We start from the raw sequence: 17,767 nt of genomic DNA, 5'->3' as shown, positions 1-17,767 counted from the left end.
CTCGCGGTGCGAGCACGCCTCTTTTGCTGGATATAAATAAATTGTAATCTGATAAAATCTGATGTCTCAGTTAAACATCCGACATAATCCGGAGGGACAGGCACCTCGGGCTTAATTAATCGACAGGGTTCGGGTGGTGTGTGGCTACAAGTGTGTTAGTTTAGGGATCGGCTGTCGCGAGCGTGTGTTTTGGGTTATAATAGGATAATGTGGTTTTTTATGTTCGGATGTTTGAGGAGGGTTTGTTGTGGCTGTTGGAGTGGAAGAAATCCGGAATCAAGTGGAGTATTATGGGGAGCAGGTTTTGGAGCTGCTTGATGCTTCGAATGATGATCATCAAGCGCTTGTCGTGAAGGGGCTGCACCTTTATCGCCAGGGCATGGTTTATGCTCTGGACATCACCAGTAATCATGTGGAGACGATGGTCCAGGATGTGACGCCGTTTGAGGTGGTGCTGGATCTGCTTTTCCCTGTCTTGAATGAGTGCACCTGTCCGGTTGACGGGATATGCCGCCATGAGATGGCTGTGTTTTTCAGCCTTTACTCCAAGGTGCACAGTGTGGAGCAATGGCTTGAGAACTGGCGGAATGCGAAGGCTCTTAAGTTGGTTCAAGGGTTGAAGCGCGGTTCTGACCTTTTGAAGGACTCAAAGCCGGAGCTTTCGGGCTATGAAAAGTGGCTCTCCTTCTACCAGTCTGCCTATGCCTCCCTGGATTCCCGCAATCCCTACCTCTTGGAAATGCACACCCAGAATGCCTACCGCAATTTGCTGCGGAAGGGTCCTGTTGAACGGGAGTGGAAGCCGCTGTATCAGCTTTTCACTGCCTATTTCTCTTATAAAGAATTGAATCGGATTGTCCTTGAGCTTGAAGAGGAAAGAGATTTTGACAAAACGCATATGCTCTCTATTTTTCAATATTTCCTTGATGAAGCTGAGGAAGCGGTCAATCGGTTGACAGTGACAACTATGCCGTTTGCATTTGATGACTATATTGCTTTTTTGCGCGAAAATCTACCGGAGCTCATTGAAGATATACCTGCTTTCCGCTATGAAACGATCGAACTGTACCGTGTAATATGGACTCAGCTGTTTAAGAATACGGCGTGGCGGAAAAGTGAGCTCGCCCGCCTGCAAGAGTTGACTTTGACCACTTTCGAAGAGGATATCGCTACCGCACACCTCTCCCTCCTGCTGCGCGAGGATGAGGCAGCATTGGAAATCCTTGAGGAGCTGGAAGTAGATGCCCTCCCTTATTTGCCCTATTGGCTCAAATGGCTCGGCAGCCATGGACAGATGCGCCGGTATAAGCAGCTCCTGCAGTTTGCCGTAGATTGGATTCCTGAATTTCTTGAAGGTCTTGAGCGCGATTTCCACCGCGTCTCCTTCACTCGTTTTTTCCTTGATTCTATCGACCAGGGTTTTTTGGAAAAAGAGGATTCATCTTTCATGGAGAATCTGTACATCAAGCTTCTTCCATACAGCTACCATTATTACCGTGAGTTTTTGTCGGTAAAAAAGCAGTACAAGAAGCTTTTGGAGCTTGAGGTCATGATCGGAAACGGCATCGACGATTTGGATAAAGGCGATGTTAAAACCATCAATGCCGAAGCGCCGCATCTGCTGCTGCCGTTTTACCATACAGCCGTTTCCCGCTTTCTTGAGGAGCGGAACCGGGATTCGTATAAGAAAGCGGTCAAGCACTTGAAGAAGCTTCGCACGATTTATCGAAAAGAGAAAAAATTGCCGCAATGGGAGCATTTTTTCCAGAACCTGCTCGACCAAACGAAACGCCTTCGTGCCTTCCACGAAGAGTGCAGAAAGGGTAAGTTAATCGATGGCTACTAATCGGCTGTTATCTGTTGAATTGAAAAAATCGAATAATGGCGCCTACCTTATGTCTGTCCATAATGAAGACGGGGATGAGCTGTATTCCCGTGATTGGATCCCGAAGCTTTTCCTTTGGCATGAAGAGTCCTACTTTGGCACCCAATTTGAGAGGTCATTCAGCACCGAGCTTGAAGTGGATAGCTGGAGCCTGTTGAGCCTTTTTGGAAAAGAAAGCTTCAATTCCCTTTATAAGTGGGAATGGGATGACTTGGGTGAGCTGTTTCTGGCCGCTTCTCCTGTCATGCTTGATGCGATTCAGGAGGGCAAATGGCAGCCGAGCTTCAGTGAGCAAGAGGGATCACCTCTTAAGTGGAAGCTTCCGCAGATGGTGAAGGATGAATTCGGCGAGGAATTTTGGATGGAGCTTTTCGATATGGGCATGACCGCCATGGATGTCGCCGAAGAATTTTTCCATCATGCTGTCACGGATTATGTCCAAAAAAGCGCGGATGGTTCGGATTTGAAAGCAAAACTTGAACGCCTGCAAAACGGACCGCTGACAGGAAGCGAGCTCGCTCTTTATTTTGACGAACACCGTTTCAGCGAATGGAGCGGCATGGGCGAAAGTGAACTGCCATTCACGATGGGCCTTCGTTTAACGGAGCCGGAAGTTGATGAGGAGCCGTGGACGCTTGAAACTGTTCTGCGTGACCGAAAAAATCCGGATATCCTGATCGGAGTCGAGGAAGAAGGACCATTTCCAAAATCGTGGCGAACCCATCTTTCCGAAGTCGACGAAGAGGAAGAACGGTGGATCCGCCTCATTCCATCTTTAGAGGATGAAGATTGCCAATTGCGCCGGGAGTTAAGTGAAGTGGAAGCTTGGGATTTCTTGACGGATACGAGCGAGAAGCTCCTTCAAGTTGGCGTCGAAATCCTGCTCCCATCTTGGTGGCAGGCGATGCAGGACGAGAAGTTCATGCTGAAAGCCAAAGTGAAATCGACCAATACGAGCTACCGCCCTTCCTTTGTCGGACTCAATGCGATGCTCGATTTTGATTGGCGTCTGTCCATGAACGGGACGGAGATTTCCGAAGACGACTTTCACAAAATGGTGGAGCAGCAGCGCCGTTTGATCAAGGTGAATGGAGAATGGATGAAGCTCGATCCTGACATGATCCGCCGCATCCAGGATCTGATGAAGCGTGCAAAGCAGGAAGGTCTAAGGGTTCAGGATTTGCTGCAGCAGGAAATGGGCGGAATGGGTGAAGCGGATGAGGATGAAGATTTCGATCCCCGTGCGTTTGCACAGGTTCAGATTGAGTTGAACCGCTCGCTCCGGAATATGATGACCCAGCTTGAGGATTTTTCTGAAATCCCGTCAGTCATGGTGTCTCCGAATTTTGAAGGCACATTGCGACCGTACCAGCATCAGGGAATGAGCTGGATGCTTTTCTTGCGGGAACACGGCTTCGGCGCCATTTTGGCCGATGATATGGGGCTTGGGAAAACGGTGCAGCTCATCACGTATCTGCTGCATGTGAAGGAACATGGGAATCCTGCCTCCCCCGCTCTCATCATCGCTCCAACTTCTGTGCTCGGAAACTGGCAGAAGGAGCTGGAGAAATTTGCACCAACGCTGAAGGTGATGCTTCACTACGGCAGCAATCGTGCAAAAGGCGAAGAGTTTGTTTCTCGGATTGCCGATGTTGATGTCGTTCTGACGAGCTTTGGGATTTCCCATCTTGATTTTGAGGATATTTCCGAAATTGAATGGTCGACGATTGCCCTAGATGAAGCGCAGAACATTAAAAATGCGCAGACAAAGCAATCACGCGCCATTCGCAAGCTGCGCGGCCAGCACCACATCGCTCTTACAGGGACGCCGATGGAAAATCGCCTGAGCGAGCTTTGGTCCATTTTTGACTTTACCAATCATGGCTACTTAGGGACATTCGGCCAATTCCAGAAGCGATTCATCCTACCGATTGAGCGCGATGATGCGAAAGGAAAAATCCAGCTCCTGCAGCGTCTGATCAAGCCATTCCTGATGCGCCGGACGAAGAAAGATCCTGAAGTTGAATTGAATCTTCCTGATAAGCTGGAGCAGAAGGAGTATGTGCCATTGACTGCAGAGCAGGCATCGCTGTACGAACAGCTGGTCAAGGACACTTTCGCACAGCTTGAAACGCTAAGCGGATTTGAGCGACGGGGATTGATCCTGCAGATGCTCAACCGTTTGAAGCAGCTATGCAACCATCCAGCCCTCTTCTTGAAGGAAGCGGATCCGCGCATGATCCTGGAGCGCTCCGAGAAACTTGAGAAGCTTGTGGATTTGGTGGATGCCTTGATGGAAGCCGGTGAGGCCTGCCTCATCTTTACCCAGTACTTGGCGATGGGCGAAATGATCCGCGGCATTCTGGAGAAGCGTCTCAAATTGAAGATTCCGTTCTTGAATGGAAGCATGCCAAAAGCGCAGCGAGATGAATACGTCCAGCGTTTCCAAGATGGCGAATTCCCGATCTTCCTGTTGTCGCTTAAAGCCGGCGGCACCGGGCTTAACTTGACGGCTGCCAACCACGTCATCCACTACGATCGCTGGTGGAATCCCGCTGTTGAGAATCAGGCGACGGACCGGGCTTACCGGATTGGACAGAAACGCTTCGTCCACGTGCACAAGATGATCACCACCGGAACGCTGGAAGAAAAAATTGACGCCATGCTGGAGAAGAAGCAGGCGTTGAACGATGAAATTATTCAGAGCGACCAGTGGATTACGGAGCTTTCGAATACGGATCTGCGTGAGCTGTTGAGTTTGTCTTAATCTTGATGATAGATAGAAAGAGCCCCCGACCTGGGATCAGGACGGGGGCTCTTTCTTTGAACTATTTCACTGTAAATGGAACAATGATCCCTTTTAACATGTTGAGGCCATTTTTCCCTTTGATATCAGGATTGATGATGATTTGGTAGCGGCCACCTGTTTTGAAGTTTTCGTCGGGCACAAGTGTCACTGATTTTTTATCTTTGCTTAGGATTGCTTTTGTTAGTGGGATATTTTCCAGCGTCCCATATTCTTTTACATAAATGTTGTCTGTAGTGATTGTGTTCGGATCAAGTTCCTGGTTGAACTTGACGACCCATTTCTTGTCTTTCGCGATATCTGGGCGCATTTCCCAAACATCTATCTCTTTTACCGGCTCCCCAATCAGCTCTTCACTCGTCTCGCTATCCAGGAAGCTAAGTGAAACAGTCTTTGGCTTCGCCATTTTCGCCACAATGTACGGATATGTGATGACTTCGGCATTCATGGCCTCCGGGTCCGGCTTCGTTTCCTTAAAGTAGAGCATGATCTGCTCCCAGCTTTCTTTTTGCTTCACGAAGTTGAGAGTGTATCCCGCTGTAGGCTTGGGGCCAAGCGCGATAACATACAGGTCGTCTTTCTGATAAATCCCCTTCATCGTCTTTACTTCATCAACAAACTGCTTCTCTTCCTTACTGAGGTCCTCCACCTGAAGGACGGTGAATTTCATGAAATGATTGTCATTGCCTTGCTGATTAGCATACGTGCTATGCCCGTTCAGCATGAACATGAGCGCAAGCACCATTGATGCTGCGAGGAATTTAATTTTTCTCATGATCCACCTCATCGGTTTGGCTTCTTTAGGAAATTAGACGGATGTTCTTCACAAATGGTTACATACTTTCGTAAAAGATAAAGAGGGACAGGTTCCTTGTTCCACCCATAATAAAGGGGATCCCGATATAAACCGGGATCCCCTAATGTTACCTATTGCGTTGAAAACTCGGGACAAGGAACCTGTCCCCACCGTCCCATGTAGCTGGTTGGGGATCAGAGCCCATTATTGACCACCCTTTTATTTATTTCATATAAATCCTTATATCTAGAAACGATGTTCTCTACGGTAAATCCGTATTCTTGATATAGATCCTGCGCTTGGCCTGATGCGCCGAATTGATCAATCGTTACGGCCATACCATAATCTCCGGTATATTCCCTCCAGCCGAATGAGGCACCCATCTCAATGGCAAGACGTGTTTTAATAGAAGGGTTTAGGACACTTTGTTTGAATTCTACTGATTGCTGCTCGAATCGATCCCAACTTGGCATACTCACTACAGAGACATATAACCCATCTTTTTCAAGTTCTTTCTGGACTTGAATCGCAATCGAAACTTCTGATCCTGATGCAAGTAATAAACCCGTAGCTTTCTCTTTTCCATAAGATACAATGTAGGCGCCTTTTCTTACTCCCACACTCACTTCAGATTGTTCATTTGCCAGTGTAGGCAGGTCCTGACGAGTAAGGACCAGAGCAGTTGGTTTATCTTTACTCTCCATCGCAAGCTGCCATGCCGCAAGGGTCTCCTTCGCATCAGCTGGACGGATGACCGAGATTCCAGGCATTGCACGGAACGAAGCAAGCTGTTCAACCGGTTGGTGAGTTGGGCCATCTTCTCCCACCGCTATACTATCATGCGTAAATATGTATGTTACCGGTAATTTCATCAAGGCCGCTAGTCTTATGGCCGGCCTCAAGTAATCGGAGAAAACAAAAAATGAGGCGCCAAACACTTTTAATCCGCCATGCAGCGCCATTCCATTAAGAGCCGCACCCATTGCAAACTCACGGACACCAAACCAAATATTACGCCCAGCATAGCTTTCAATCCCAAAGTTTCTTTCTGTATTCATTAACGTCTTATTTGAACTGGCCAAATCGGCAGATCCACCCATAAACTGCGGCACGGTTTTAGCTATTTCATTCAGTATCCTACCAGATGATGATCGTGTCGCGATTTTCGCACCGGTTTCAAATTCCGGCAAGGAATAGATCCAGCTTTCTGAAACATCCCCTTTTAAAGCTGCCTCAAATTGCTGTGCCAGGTCCGGGAATTGGTTTTTATACTTCTCAAACATCTCATTCCATTTTATTTCTTTTTCTTCACCCGATTCACTTAACTGATTAAAGTGCTTCGAAACTGATTCTGGAACGTAGAAGGTTTCATCATACTCCCATGAATAGCTTTCCTTCGTCAATTTTACTTCTTCCTCCCCAAGCGGGGCCCCGTGGGAAGCAGATGAACCAGACTTATTAGGCGAACCATAACCTATTCTTGTTTTAACCTCGATTAACGTCGGTCTATTTTCCTCCATCTTTGCTTCTTGAATAGCCTTTTGAATTGCACTAACATCATTACCATCTTCTACGCGCAATACCTGCCACCCATATGCTTTGAACCTTCCCCCTACATCTTCCGAGAATGAAAAATCCAAGGCACCATCCAGTGAAATATCATTGGAATCATACATTAAGACTAATCTGCCCAGATTAAGATGACCGGCCAGGGATGCTGCCTCAGCAGAGACTCCCTCCATCAGATCTCCATCCCCACAAATGCAATAAGTATAATGATCTACAATATGGAAGTTGTCCCTATTATACGTTTCAGCTAGATGCCGCTCGGCCATCGCCATTCCGACTGCCATGGCAATACCTTGTCCCAGAGGTCCTGTAGTCGCTTCCACACCCGGGGTATGATTGAACTCAGGGTGACCCGGGGTTTTACTGCCGAATTGCCTGAATTTTTTCAGGTCATCCTTGGTCAGTCCATAGCCAAATAAGTGCAATAAACTGTACAGCAGCATTGAGCCATGGCCCGCTGATAAAATAAAACGATCTCGATTAAACCAGTTTGGATTATATGGATTATGATTCATCTCTTTTGCCCACAGCGTGTAAGCCATTGGAGCCGCACCCATCGGCATTCCGGGATGCCCCGAGTTTGCTGCTTCAACCGCATCAATAGAAAGTGTACGAATCGTATTAATGGATAGCTGATCGATTGAACTACTTGTCATCGTTTGCATTACTACCACTCCTAATATCACATTTTATATCCTTATGATATCAGCACAAAAACGCAAATTCAATTAAAATTTATGCGTTTTTGTAATTGTTGATGAGTTTTCGGGGGTGCAGGGTCTCATATTATCTGTATTTTCCGCTGGAGTCTTCGTCTATCACTCCAATCAACCGCTGAAAAGAGCTCCATTTAAAAGGGCATTTGAACAAATGAAAAACCCGACCGAATAAGCCTCAAAGAAGACAAATTCGTTCGGGATTTACTTAAACTAAAACTCTTTTGTTCCAGTCTCTTTTCTTTAATAATAAGTAATCAACCTTTAACACATGTACAAAACAATCCTCACTGTTCTTTTAAATCACTCAGCAACTTCACAAGTTTCGGATCGCCAATATAATTTTCAATCGTAATAATTTCATTGTTTTCAAAAGAAAGCCTCGTTCGATCATAAAGATTTTTATGAACCACAATGATGTCTGAATCTTTTGGGACATCTTCAATTCTATAATGCTTGACTTCAATGCCCTCAATGTTCTCTTTTTGGAGCTTCCTTCTAAAGGTTGTTGCTCCTAAAGCACTGCTTCCGGCACCTGCATCACAGGCAAAAGAAATTTTATTTATTTTCTTTGCAGCAGCGTCAGCAGTAGACTGATGGAAGACTTGCTTCCCTTCAGACTTCATTGTTTTAGACTTTTCAATGGACTCTGTTAAGGCCGCTTCATCGTCCCCTTTTCGGTCCAGCTTCAGGATCAGAGATGTCACAAGAAAGGAAACGACTGTTGCTACAAGGACACCCAATATAATCCCCAGGAAGTTCCCTTTCGGTGTTAAGGCTAAATAGGCGAAAATCGAACCTGGACTTGGACCAGCTACCAGACCGGCATCGAACAGCTGGAACGTAGCGATACCAGACATCCCGCCTGCAATCACACCGATGATTGTAAGTGGTTTCATTAATACGTACGGAAAATACAATTCATGGATACCGCCCAGGAAATGGATGATGATTGCACCTGGTGCCGTCCTTCTTGATATTTTATTCCCAAATACCGTATACGCTAAAAGCAGACCCAGTCCTGGCCCAGGGTTTGACGCTACAGTAAAGTAGATGGATTTACCCATTTTAAGTGTTTCCTGCATACCAAGAGGATAATAGATCCCTTGGTCAATTACATTATTTAAAAACAGAACTTTCGCCGGTTCATTTACCAGAGACAATAATGGCAGGAAACCGGTTTCAACTAATGCTTTAATTGCAGCAGTAACCATTTCGTTAGCCGCTTCAATTACTGGACCTATAATAGTATAAGAAAGAAGTAGTAGTATAAATCCTAAAATACCAATTGAAAAGTTGTTAATGACCATTTCAAATCCAGCTGGTATTTTATTTTCCAGCAGATTATCAAACCGTTTGATGACCCAGCCGCCAACAGGCCCGATAACCATTGCGCCTAAGAACATTGGGATATCAGAACCGATAATTAATCCGATTGCCCCAATCGCCCCCATTACGGCCCCTCTTTGTCCGCCTACCATTCTTCCACCCGTATAAGCTAAGAGCAGAGGCAATAAGTACGTAATAGTCGGCCCGACCAATTTTGCGAGGTATTCATTCGGCAGCCAGCCTGTGGGGATAAATAGCGCTGTCACGATCCCCCATGCTATAAATGCGCCAATATTAGGCAGCACCATATTGGTCAAGAATCCACCCATTGCTTGTATTTTCGCACGGGTTGACGGCTTTGATTTTGATACAGCAGTCTGCTCCATAACAGTTTGAGTTGACATACAATTCCCATCCCTTCAATTTAGATGTAGTAAAATTGCATTAGTATTCCCAAAGTTAAACGATCATCTACACTCTGGAGAAAAGGATGCTGCTCCTATAAAGCCATTAAATATTACTCAACATCCCTGATCAGTCTAAGGATTTCTTCCTTACTTTCTGCATTCTCCAAGCTGGTCTTCACCTCTTCATCCGCTAATACAGAAGATAGGTCTGAAATTAAATCAAGATGACCGGAACTGTCGGTTGCTGCTAAAACCAGCACAAGATTGACTTCCTTATTTTCTGGATAAAGTACCGGCTTGTTCAATTTTAACAAGGATACCCCATTCTGATTAACGCCGCCCTTATTCTGGGCATGCGGCATGGCGATTCCGGGTACAATCACAATATAAGGACCAAATTTGTGAATATTGCTAATCATATCCTCGACATAACTTTCATCAATGTTCCCATGCTTCAATAGAGGCTGAGCAGCCGCCTTAACAGACTCCTCCCATGTGGATACTGAATCCATGAAGTTTATCGTATTCTCCAAATAATTACTTAACATTGTTCCCATTCCTTTCTCTAATCAATTCATACAGAAGGTAGGTCTTCCCTTACTTTTAATTTAAAATAGTGCTCTTTTAAACTAGAAATAATCCGATCATCCGTTATTCCAGTAAAATGTTGGATTGCCTCTTCTATGCCGTGTTCACGAATGAAGGCCTGTAATCTGACAGATTCCTCGTCTTGAGGGTTATCATAGATAAAACCAGCAGAAATGGCCAGAACCAGATTTTCACTTTGCAACCCCAACTCTGATAATTCTCTCATAGGCCTTACTAGACGTTCATGATAACCCAATTTCCTGATAGGGGATCTGCCTACTCGAAAAATATTATCACTAATATTCTGATTTTTAAATCGAATTATTGTTTTTTCAATATAATTTTTCATTTCTTCCTGGCTGACGTTGTATTTCTTTATGAAGTATTGAGCCGCTTCATTCATGGCCCCTCTAACAACCTGCTCAATTTCAGGTCTCTTCAAGGCACTTTGAATGGTTGATTCATTGTAAAGATATCCCATATACGCGGTTGTGGCATGCCCCATGTTCACTACAAATAGTTTTCTTTCAATATAGGGTTTTAAGTCTCCCACATATGTTGCACCTTCTATTAAAGGAAGTTCAGGATTAATCAGTTCTGTTTGATTGATCACCCACTCATACACAGGTTCAACAATTGCAATTTGGTCCTGCTCACATTCCCTCGACAGTGCAAGCCGGTCGATTGAAGAGTTCGGAAAGCTGACCAATGTCAGTATCTCATCCATCTCTCCCGGCGCAGCAAGTTTCTCTATTTCAGCTCTCAATGTGGAAGAAGCGTTAATGGCATTTTCATTTGCGATAATGTCCAGCTTGTTTTTGTTCTTTTTAATTCTTCTCCTAAGACCTTCTAATAGGACAGGTGCAATCCTGGACAAGTTATTGACCCCGACTGAGGTAGTAATGATATCTGCATTCTCGATTCCTTCAATGACTTCTTCACTTTGAGTTAAACTATTCAACGCGGAAACAGGAGAAATGGATTCGACTGTTCGGGCATCATCTAAAATTTCAACAAGGTACCTGTTGTTTTTGTTAAATTGATCAACGGCTTTTTGATCAACATCGACAAAACAAACCTCGTATCCTGTTTTGTTAAGGAAATAGCCAATAAATCCCTTTCCGATATTTCCAGCCCCAAAATGCACTGCTCTCATTTTTCTCCTCCTCTGAAAAAAAGATTCACTATTCCAAGTTAGCGTGGTATTTCCACAAACTAGGCATGTCTATATTTTGTTCCCGGATCAGCATCAAGGAAATAGAATCACCTAACAATAACAGGCTTTGTTCAAATAAACTTGTCATTGGCTGAACAGAAGGGATTTCATTCGGTAATTGCAGTTTGGTGCTGACTGGAATCCTTACAAAATGATCGGAGAATTCCTTCATGGAACAGTTCGGATTTGCCCCAATATGAGCTACTCTGGCCTTATATTGCTTTGCTTTTTTAGCAATAATCAAAGGAAATGCAGATTCGCCGCTTCCTGAACCCACGATTAACAAATCTTTTTCAGTGATGGCCGGTTCAGTGATTTGCCCCACCACATATGTGTTGATGCCAAGGTGCGCCAACCGTTTGGCAACCGCTTCCAAAGAAAGAAGGACCCTGCCAACTCCTACAAAGAATACTTTTTCTGCTTTTTTAATCTCCTCTACTAATCCCGCTACACTCTCACTATCAACCTGACCTAATGTATTGGAAATCTCTTGTGCAATTTCTTTTTGAACCTGATTATAATTCATCCTCTCACTGCCTCCCCTAAAGAAATCCCTTCGGATATTTTCTTATCCATGATCTGTTTATTTTCAGCTAAACTATTTCCTTTAACGAATAAACTTGTGCTTCCGGCAACCAAGAAATCCGCACCGGCTTCCACTAAGGCAGGAATCGTATCTAAGGACACCCTTCCATCTACCTCTATTCTGGTTTTCAAACCGGCCTCTTGAATCGTTTGATGGAGGTCCCTTACCTTTTTCACTGCATAAGCTATCTGTTTTTCTGCCTTATCCGTTGCAAAACCTGGATTAATTAACATTAATAAAACTGTGTCACATTGAGGAAGAACATAGTCTAGAGCTGATAATGGAGTTGCAGGGTTCAAGGCTATTCCAACTTTAGCTCCACTGTTTCTGATTAAATTGATATATCGATCGATATGAACGCTGCTCTCAATATGAAATGTGATCTGTTCTACACCAATATCAATCATCTCTTGAATGAAAAACTCATTATCATTGGCCATGATGTGTACATCAAAATTCATATTCGTGATTTTTCTTAATTGTTTAACGGTGTCGATTCCAAGCGGCATACTGGGACTAAATGAACCGTCGATGATATCTATGTGTAAAGTGTCAATTCCTGCGCTTTCAATCTCTCTAACACTTTTTTCCAAATTCAACAGATCCGCACACATAATGGATGGAGAAATCGTTATCGTTTTATCTTGCATGTTAATGCCTCCCTCTTCTGTTTTTTATTATTATAAAGCGTTTTCACGCAAAAGTAAATATAATAATTGCGTGTTTGTGTTAAATTAATGCACGTTTATAATTGTTTAGCGTGAATATCATCAGTTGTGGTACTATTTAAATATCAATATAAAAATCTATCTTTTAAATAAGGGTGAAAAACCATTGCTAAAACTTGAACGTCAACAAAAGATACTGGAAATATTGAATGAAGAACAAAAAGTGATTGCAACTGATCTTAGCCAGCGACTTGCCGTTTCAGAAGATACCATACGCAGGGATTTAAAAGAACTGGACAATAAAGGGTTAATTAAGAGGGTTCACAGCGGTGCTTTAAGAATTGGCCCACCGGTTGTAGATTTTACTACAAGGCAGCACGTAATGAATGAAGTGAAAATGGATTTAGCGAAAAAAGCATTAGAGTTTATTAGAGATGGCATGGTCTTGTTAATAGATGGAGGAACGACAAATCTCCACCTCGTCAACCAACTGCCATTAACGTTAAAAGCAACAGTCGTCACAAATAGTCCTCCGATTGCTAATGCCTTAATGAATCATCATGATATTGAAGTAATCATGATCGGCGGCACTCTATTTAAAGAATCCATGGTTACCTTAGGGATTGATACGGTGGAGGCATTAACTAATTTGAGAGCTGATTTATACGTCATGGGGATTCATAAAATCGATCCCAATATCGGAATCAGTGTGCCCAGCTTAGCAGAAGCAGCGGTTAAAAGAAAAATGGTGTCCATATCCAATGAAGTACTCGGGATGGTCACATCCGATAAATTAAATACGTTCTCTAATCACATCGTTTCTCCTTTAAACGTCTTAACTTATCTCATCACGGATACGATTCAGCCTGAAATCACCCGATTATATGAAAGCCAGCAGATAACGGTCATCAATGATTAAGCAGTAAAACGAAGAGACAGAGGGAGGACAGGTTCCTTGTCCCACCCATAATAAAGGGGATCCCGATATAAACCGGGATCCCCTTGTTATTGTGAGCTGCATTCTAAATCGGGACAAGGAACCTGTCCCCAGTTACGCTGTTTCGTAAATATAACAAAAAACAAGCCGGACACGAAAGCCGGCTTGAACGATGAGGCATTTAGGGGTAAATGCAATCATTATTTGATGGAGATAAAGGGGTGTCCGAAAATATGGACGTTAAAAAGGAGGTTTCGCAGCGGTTATCTTCGTGTGTGCCGCGGTGATAATAAAAATTGTTGTGTTTTTACATTGGGGTCTAATGTTATTTGGAGCAGCTGCTGCTCCAGTAGCTGTGTTTTGCAGGTTAATTGATGGATTTCGTTATTTGCGCGGCCTATGATGCGGATTAAATCTTGTAGTAGCTTTTCAATACTTTCCAATTGCTGTTGTTTGCGTCTGTCGTTCCAATCATTGTCTCCGGTTTCCTTGAACCAAGTACGAATTCTTCTCTCCTCCATTTGCGATCTGAATTCTAGTGCTGCTTAGCGGGCACCGCTTGAAGCTCCCGATCTTCAGTCGGTCTTCCGCCAAGAAATTTCACTGAGTCTGCCATGATCTCAGTCACATATACCTTTTTCCCATCGGAATTTTCATAATTCCTCGTTTGAATTCTTCCCGTCACTCCTATTACAGATCCTTTATCGCAATACTTGGCCGTGTTTTCGGCTGTCCGGTTCCATAGTGTGCAGAGAACAAAGTCTGCTTCCATATCTCCATTGCTATTGCGATAAGGCCTATTGACTGCAACCGTCACGTTCAATACCGGCTTCCCTTCAGTGGTATATTTCAGATCGGGTGTCCTTGTCAATCTCCCCACAATCGTCACTTGGTTAATCAAGCCTCAACTTCACTCCTTTCTTTGAAAGTAAGGCAAGTGTACCCCATATTATTCCAGGAGTAAAATAGCGAAAATGTCGTTTTCGAGCCTAAAAACAGCCGATAATCACATTTTGGGGTACCGAAAAAGTGATTATCGGCCAAAAACAGGTCCGAAAAAGTGATTTTCCTAAATTTCGGACTTTCTATCGACAAATCCCGACAAAAACCGGGTGGTGACAGTGCTCTTTCGTAACGGCTTGTTTGTGGATTGGCCGGGGTGTGGTATACTTTTTTTAATATATTTTTGTGGAGGTTTTAGGATGAAAACCTTTAAGTTGATTACGCTTCAGATTGCGGATAATGGGGATTTCAGTGAATACCCGCTTATAGATGGATTGATTATCAATAAAGAGAATGAGCGCCGCACGTGGCTTGTGGAGGCATTTGTGGAAGAACGCTATTTAGAGCCGTTCCAGGCGATGGAGCGCGCTGGGGAGGATCTTGATGTTCAGGTGGTTATCTCCCATCCCGCTAATGATCCCGCTTTTCTCAGCATGCATGTGTCTAATATCAAAAAGATTGGAAACAAGCTCAGCATCCTGATGGAGGGAACAATCAAGAAACCTCGCAGCGAGTATGCAGAGCTTCTTTTGACGGACTTAATGGAAAAAGGATTTACAGGGGGAGAACTCCTGCAGGAATTTAAGGACAAAATGGAAACGAAGCCTAAGATTCCGAAGAAAGTGAATCAATGATTGCAATATAAAAAAGCCTTAAATTCATTCTTTGTATTGAACAAAAATTAATTAAATTGTCATCATTCTTTCACGAATAATATGTTCTTTATATGGAACAAATCGGTTTTTTATGATAAAATTTAGACAATTAAAAATGAAAAGAGATGATGGACTATGATGATTGGGGATCGCATTAATCAATTGCGCAAAGAAAGAAAAATGTCCATGTCTGAACTTGCTGAAAAAGCTGGTGTAGCAAAATCATACCTTAGCTCGATTGAACGAAATATGCAAACAAATCCTTCGGTTCAATTTCTAGAGAAGATCGCCTCAGCTTTGCATGTTCCATTGGATTTACTAATTCAACCAAATGCAGAAGAAAAAAACCTTGATTCTGAATGGGTGAACTTAGTGGAGGATGCCATGAATTCCGGCATTTCTAAACAGCAATTCAAGGAGTTTATCGAATTTAATAGATGGCGGTTAAATCAAAAGTAAAATCTTGCCTCTACCTCAGTGGCAAGGTTTTTTTATTTTTGATCCAGATACTAGAGCAAGATCCTAAACTTTAGTTTTTACGACTCTTTCTTACTGCCCATAAAATCCATTTTTGACATCACTGCGGGAGATTTTAAGAAGGTTCTTATTTCATCTTTAGTCAAACCTACGTCTAATGCCTCTTTAATCAACTCCAGCCACTCTAAATCTAATTCAGCTGATTTCCTTACATTTTCCACGCATATCCCTCCTAAAATACACTGAAAGTATTCCAGGTAGTCCAGCCATCCTAGCAAAAAGGCCTTAGATCTGTGACTTTGCGTCCTCTTTTTTCAAAGAGTTTGCCTTTTTCTGTAAAAACGCATTTCTTTTTACCTATTAACATTATATAAGGTTGTCTTCATCTTTTTGTGTTATATTTTGTCTTTTCTGAAAAATAATCATCTTTTTTTTCCTACAAATTTCTACATAAAAAAACTCCTAGACATTATGTCTGGAGTCTTCAATGAATAACATCGCTTTGCAAAAAGTCCTCTTGACTCTTCTGCTTGTGCATGAGCAGCTCAATAATATACCGTATGTCTTGCTTTCGATATTCTCTTTTTGGGAGCTCTTCTTCATATAATAAATAATATAAGAGCGAAGCATAGTTGAGCTCTCCTTCAGAAGCGGGCATCAATTGTTCTTCTTTTTTTTTAGTTCGTTCTGGATTTGCTCCAGGACATATTTGGCTTCTGCTTTGCATGAGTATGCATAGTCGGTGCCAGCTTCTTCTTGAAGCTTTTCGATTTCCTCGATCTGCTCATCTGTTGGAGGTTCATTGAGGATTTTCTCAATGGTCTCATTTATTTTTGAGGCAAGCGCTTCATGAAAGACGGGATCGTTCTTGATGGATTCGTCGATGCTGCTGTACCAAGCAGCGCTTGTCGTTATGTAGTTCTTCCAATCTTGAATAAAATTGTGAAGGTTAAATTTGTCTTCTTCCCATTGTATTCTAGCCATATACTGTTCGAACGCGGTTGAGATGGAGCGAGTGATACTTATCTTTACGCCCTGTGATAATCCTTTATACATGTATGTTAAGTACCCCCTAGTCTTAAATACTTTTCACGCAATTTTACTATATCATATATGTAAAACTTTCTGCAGTGCATTCAGCAGAAAGAAAGTTGAGAAATATTGGTATTTCCACCTGCTCAGTACCCATTACTGCATTTTACTGTATTGCGGGAGATTGAGCAATAAAAAATTGAATAGGGAAGATCAGACTGACCTTCCCATGTTTTCTACTCTTGCTTTTCCCCAAGGGCAAACATGATTTCTGTTTCGCAGACGATTTCGCCATCCACGGTTGCCACGCCTTTGCCTTTTCCGATCGGTCCGCGCACGCGTACCATTTCCACTTCTAACCGAAGCTGGTCGCCGGGCTTCACTTGCTTCTTGAATCGGCAGTTGTCGATTCCTGTGAAGAATGCCAATCGGCCTCGGTTATCTTCTTTTTTCAGCATGGCCACTGCACCGACCTGCGCCAATGCCTCAACAATCAATACGCCAGGCATTACCGGGTAGTCAGGGAAATGTCCGTTGAAGAACTCTTCATTCGCCGAAACACTTTTGATTCCGATGGCTTTCTTTCCTTCTTCTATTTCCAAAATGCGATCCACCAATAGGAACGGATAGCGGTGTGGGATGATTTCCTTGATCTGTTGAATATCTAGCATGTTGGTACCTCCTCTATGTAATACTGTTATTTTACCAAAACTTCTGCCCAAAAATAAGGGAGGCGCCGGCCCCCCTTATTTTTTGTTCACTATATCGTAAATATGAGTCCATGTGGATTTTTTAAAAGTATCGCCGGGCTTGCCGTCCCCCATGACACTGTATCCTACAACCGCTCCTGCCCCAGCACAAACAGCTATCAGAACAATCACAATCAAGACACGCATCCAAATAGGAATCAGACGGACACGCGCTTTTCTCTTGCGTCCTTTTGGTTCCTGCTCTTCTGCTTGCCTTGATTCTTTTCTATGTTCTTCTCTTGTTTTTGTCTGCTGCGGCTGGATTTCCTTCATGGTCATTATTCAAAACTCCTTTTGCCAAAGGCCATTTTCTCCTCAATAGCTGTCCCTGCCAATCGGAACATATCT

17 protein-coding genes and 1 riboswitch are annotated in these 17,767 nt (G+C 43.4%); of the genes, 5 read left to right on the top strand and 12 right to left on the bottom strand.

What is annotated here, in order from left to right:
- The first annotated feature begins 247 nt into the window (after nucleotides 1–247).
- Nucleotides 248–1,846 (top strand): SWIM zinc finger family protein, encoded by a 1,599-nt coding sequence (locus tag DFR59_RS12415; protein WP_114745968.1) that lies wholly within the window; start codon nucleotides 248–250, stop codon nucleotides 1,844–1,846.
- A complete protein-coding gene (locus tag DFR59_RS12410) occupies nucleotides 1,836–4,652 on the top strand; it encodes a DEAD/DEAH box helicase (protein ID WP_114745967.1) in 2,817 nt (938 codons plus the stop codon). The genes DFR59_RS12415 and DFR59_RS12410 overlap by 11 nt, the downstream gene beginning before the upstream one ends.
- A 61-nt stretch (nucleotides 4,653–4,713) precedes the next feature.
- Here DFR59_RS12410 and DFR59_RS12405 read toward each other — a convergent pair whose 3' ends face one another.
- The 7 genes from DFR59_RS12405 to DFR59_RS12375 all read right to left on the bottom strand — a co-directional run bounded on the left by DFR59_RS12405 (nucleotide 4,714) and on the right by DFR59_RS12375 (nucleotide 12,548).
- Nucleotides 4,714–5,466, bottom strand: a complete 753-nt coding sequence (locus DFR59_RS12405; RefSeq protein ID WP_158538375.1) for a protease complex subunit PrcB family protein — start codon at nucleotides 5,464–5,466, stop codon at nucleotides 4,714–4,716.
- Nucleotides 5,467–5,681: 215 nt separating this feature from the next.
- Nucleotides 5,682–7,721: a transketolase gene (tkt, locus tag DFR59_RS12400; protein WP_114745965.1), complete on the bottom strand. Its 2,040-nt coding sequence runs from the start codon at nucleotides 7,719–7,721 to the stop codon at nucleotides 5,682–5,684.
- A 338-nt stretch (nucleotides 7,722–8,059) separates the two neighbouring features.
- The gene (locus tag DFR59_RS12395; RefSeq protein ID WP_245948477.1) at nucleotides 8,060–9,505 is read right to left on the bottom strand and encodes a PTS mannitol transporter subunit IIBC; all 1,446 of its coding nucleotides are present in this window, start codon (nucleotides 9,503–9,505) and stop codon (nucleotides 8,060–8,062) included.
- A gap of 113 nt (nucleotides 9,506–9,618) precedes the next feature.
- The gene (locus DFR59_RS12390; RefSeq protein WP_114745964.1) at nucleotides 9,619–10,056 is read right to left on the bottom strand and encodes a PTS sugar transporter subunit IIA; all 438 of its coding nucleotides are present in this window, start codon (nucleotides 10,054–10,056) and stop codon (nucleotides 9,619–9,621) included.
- Nucleotides 10,057–10,082: 26 nt separating this feature from the next.
- Nucleotides 10,083–11,252 (bottom strand): mannitol-1-phosphate 5-dehydrogenase, encoded by a 1,170-nt coding sequence (locus tag DFR59_RS12385; protein WP_114745963.1) that lies wholly within the window; start codon nucleotides 11,250–11,252, stop codon nucleotides 10,083–10,085.
- A 28-nt stretch (nucleotides 11,253–11,280) separates the two neighbouring features.
- Nucleotides 11,281–11,838, bottom strand: a complete 558-nt coding sequence (gene hxlB, locus DFR59_RS12380; protein ID WP_114745962.1) for a 6-phospho-3-hexuloisomerase — start codon at nucleotides 11,836–11,838, stop codon at nucleotides 11,281–11,283.
- A complete protein-coding gene (locus DFR59_RS12375) occupies nucleotides 11,835–12,548 on the bottom strand; it encodes a ribulose-phosphate 3-epimerase (RefSeq protein ID WP_114745961.1) in 714 nt (237 codons plus the stop codon). Before DFR59_RS12375 ends, hxlB begins: the two co-directional genes overlap by 4 nt.
- Before the next feature lie 184 nt (nucleotides 12,549–12,732).
- On the opposite strand from DFR59_RS12375, the gene DFR59_RS12370 reads away from it, so the two are divergent.
- Complete coding sequence (locus DFR59_RS12370; RefSeq protein ID WP_114745960.1) at nucleotides 12,733–13,485, top strand: DeoR/GlpR family DNA-binding transcription regulator; 753 nt, start codon at nucleotides 12,733–12,735, stop codon at nucleotides 13,483–13,485.
- Between the two features lie 553 nt (nucleotides 13,486–14,038).
- On the opposite strand, the gene DFR59_RS12365 is transcribed toward DFR59_RS12370, so the two are convergent.
- A complete protein-coding gene (locus tag DFR59_RS12365; protein ID WP_114745959.1) occupies nucleotides 14,039–14,404 on the bottom strand; it encodes a single-stranded DNA-binding protein in 366 nt (121 codons plus the stop codon).
- A 301-nt stretch (nucleotides 14,405–14,705) separates the two neighbouring features.
- On the opposite strand from DFR59_RS12365, the gene DFR59_RS12360 reads away from it, so the two are divergent.
- Both DFR59_RS12360 and DFR59_RS12355 read left to right on the top strand, forming a co-directional pair.
- A complete protein-coding gene (locus DFR59_RS12360) occupies nucleotides 14,706–15,140 on the top strand; it encodes a YwpF family protein (protein ID WP_114745958.1) in 435 nt (144 codons plus the stop codon).
- 159 nt (nucleotides 15,141–15,299) lie between these two features.
- Nucleotides 15,300–15,620 carry a helix-turn-helix domain-containing protein gene (locus DFR59_RS12355; protein ID WP_114746016.1) on the top strand — a complete coding sequence of 107 codons (321 nt, stop codon included), beginning with the start codon at nucleotides 15,300–15,302 and terminating at the stop codon, nucleotides 15,618–15,620.
- Between the two features lie 77 nt (nucleotides 15,621–15,697).
- Here DFR59_RS12355 and DFR59_RS12350 read toward each other — a convergent pair whose 3' ends face one another.
- The 4 genes from DFR59_RS12350 to DFR59_RS12335 form a co-directional block, all read right to left on the bottom strand.
- Nucleotides 15,698–15,859 carry an anti-repressor SinI family protein gene (locus tag DFR59_RS12350; protein ID WP_342768318.1) on the bottom strand — a complete coding sequence of 54 codons (162 nt, stop codon included), beginning with the start codon at nucleotides 15,857–15,859 and terminating at the stop codon, nucleotides 15,698–15,700.
- Nucleotides 15,860–15,891: 32 nt separating this feature from the next.
- A riboswitch (cyclic di-GMP riboswitch) is annotated at nucleotides 15,892–15,976 on the bottom strand.
- A 319-nt stretch (nucleotides 15,977–16,295) separates the two neighbouring features.
- Nucleotides 16,296–16,694: a hypothetical protein gene (locus DFR59_RS12345; RefSeq protein ID WP_114745957.1), complete on the bottom strand. Its 399-nt coding sequence runs from the start codon at nucleotides 16,692–16,694 to the stop codon at nucleotides 16,296–16,298.
- Nucleotides 16,695–16,906: 212 nt separating this feature from the next.
- Nucleotides 16,907–17,341 carry a 3-hydroxyacyl-ACP dehydratase FabZ gene (fabZ, locus tag DFR59_RS12340; RefSeq protein ID WP_114745956.1) on the bottom strand — a complete coding sequence of 145 codons (435 nt, stop codon included), beginning with the start codon at nucleotides 17,339–17,341 and terminating at the stop codon, nucleotides 16,907–16,909.
- Between the two features lie 75 nt (nucleotides 17,342–17,416).
- Nucleotides 17,417–17,698, bottom strand: a complete 282-nt coding sequence (locus DFR59_RS12335; protein WP_114745955.1) for a DNA-directed RNA polymerase subunit beta — start codon at nucleotides 17,696–17,698, stop codon at nucleotides 17,417–17,419.
- Between the last annotated feature and the right edge of the window lie 69 nt (nucleotides 17,699–17,767).

It is taken from the genome of Falsibacillus pallidus, assembly GCF_003350505.1.
Taxonomy (GTDB): Bacteria; Bacillota; Bacilli; order Bacillales; family DSM-25281; genus Falsibacillus; species Falsibacillus pallidus.
This window is presented reverse-complemented; position numbering and strand designations above follow the sequence as displayed.

What these genes read in the sequence shown, in the direction of transcription:
- DFR59_RS12410 (WP_114745967.1), top strand. Translation starts at nt 1,836, where the DNA reads ATGGCTACTAATCGGCTGTTATCTGTTGAATTGAAAAAATCGAATAAT.
- tkt (WP_114745965.1), bottom strand. Translation starts at nt 7,721, where the DNA reads ATGCAAACGATGACAAGTAGTTCAATCGATCAGCTATCCATTAATACG.
- DFR59_RS12375 (WP_114745961.1), bottom strand. Translation starts at nt 12,548, where the DNA reads ATGCAAGATAAAACGATAACGATTTCTCCATCCATTATGTGTGCGGAT.
- DFR59_RS12335 (WP_114745955.1), bottom strand. Translation starts at nt 17,698, where the DNA reads ATGACCATGAAGGAAATCCAGCCGCAGCAGACAAAAACAAGAGAAGAA.
- DFR59_RS12355 (WP_114746016.1), top strand. Translation starts at nt 15,300, where the DNA reads ATGATTGGGGATCGCATTAATCAATTGCGCAAAGAAAGAAAAATGTCC.
- DFR59_RS12405 (WP_158538375.1), bottom strand. Translation starts at nt 5,466, where the DNA reads ATGAGAAAAATTAAATTCCTCGCAGCATCAATGGTGCTTGCGCTCATG.
- DFR59_RS12390 (WP_114745964.1), bottom strand. Translation starts at nt 10,056, where the DNA reads ATGTTAAGTAATTATTTGGAGAATACGATAAACTTCATGGATTCAGTA.
- DFR59_RS12360 (WP_114745958.1), top strand. Translation starts at nt 14,706, where the DNA reads ATGAAAACCTTTAAGTTGATTACGCTTCAGATTGCGGATAATGGGGAT.
- fabZ (WP_114745956.1), bottom strand. Translation starts at nt 17,341, where the DNA reads ATGCTAGATATTCAACAGATCAAGGAAATCATCCCACACCGCTATCCG.
- DFR59_RS12345 (WP_114745957.1), bottom strand. Translation starts at nt 16,694, where the DNA reads ATGTATAAAGGATTATCACAGGGCGTAAAGATAAGTATCACTCGCTCC.
- DFR59_RS12395 (WP_245948477.1), bottom strand. Translation starts at nt 9,505, where the DNA reads ATGTCAACTCAAACTGTTATGGAGCAGACTGCTGTATCAAAATCAAAG.
- hxlB (WP_114745962.1), bottom strand. Translation starts at nt 11,838, where the DNA reads ATGAATTATAATCAGGTTCAAAAAGAAATTGCACAAGAGATTTCCAAT.
- DFR59_RS12385 (WP_114745963.1), bottom strand. Translation starts at nt 11,252, where the DNA reads ATGAGAGCAGTGCATTTTGGGGCTGGAAATATCGGAAAGGGATTTATT.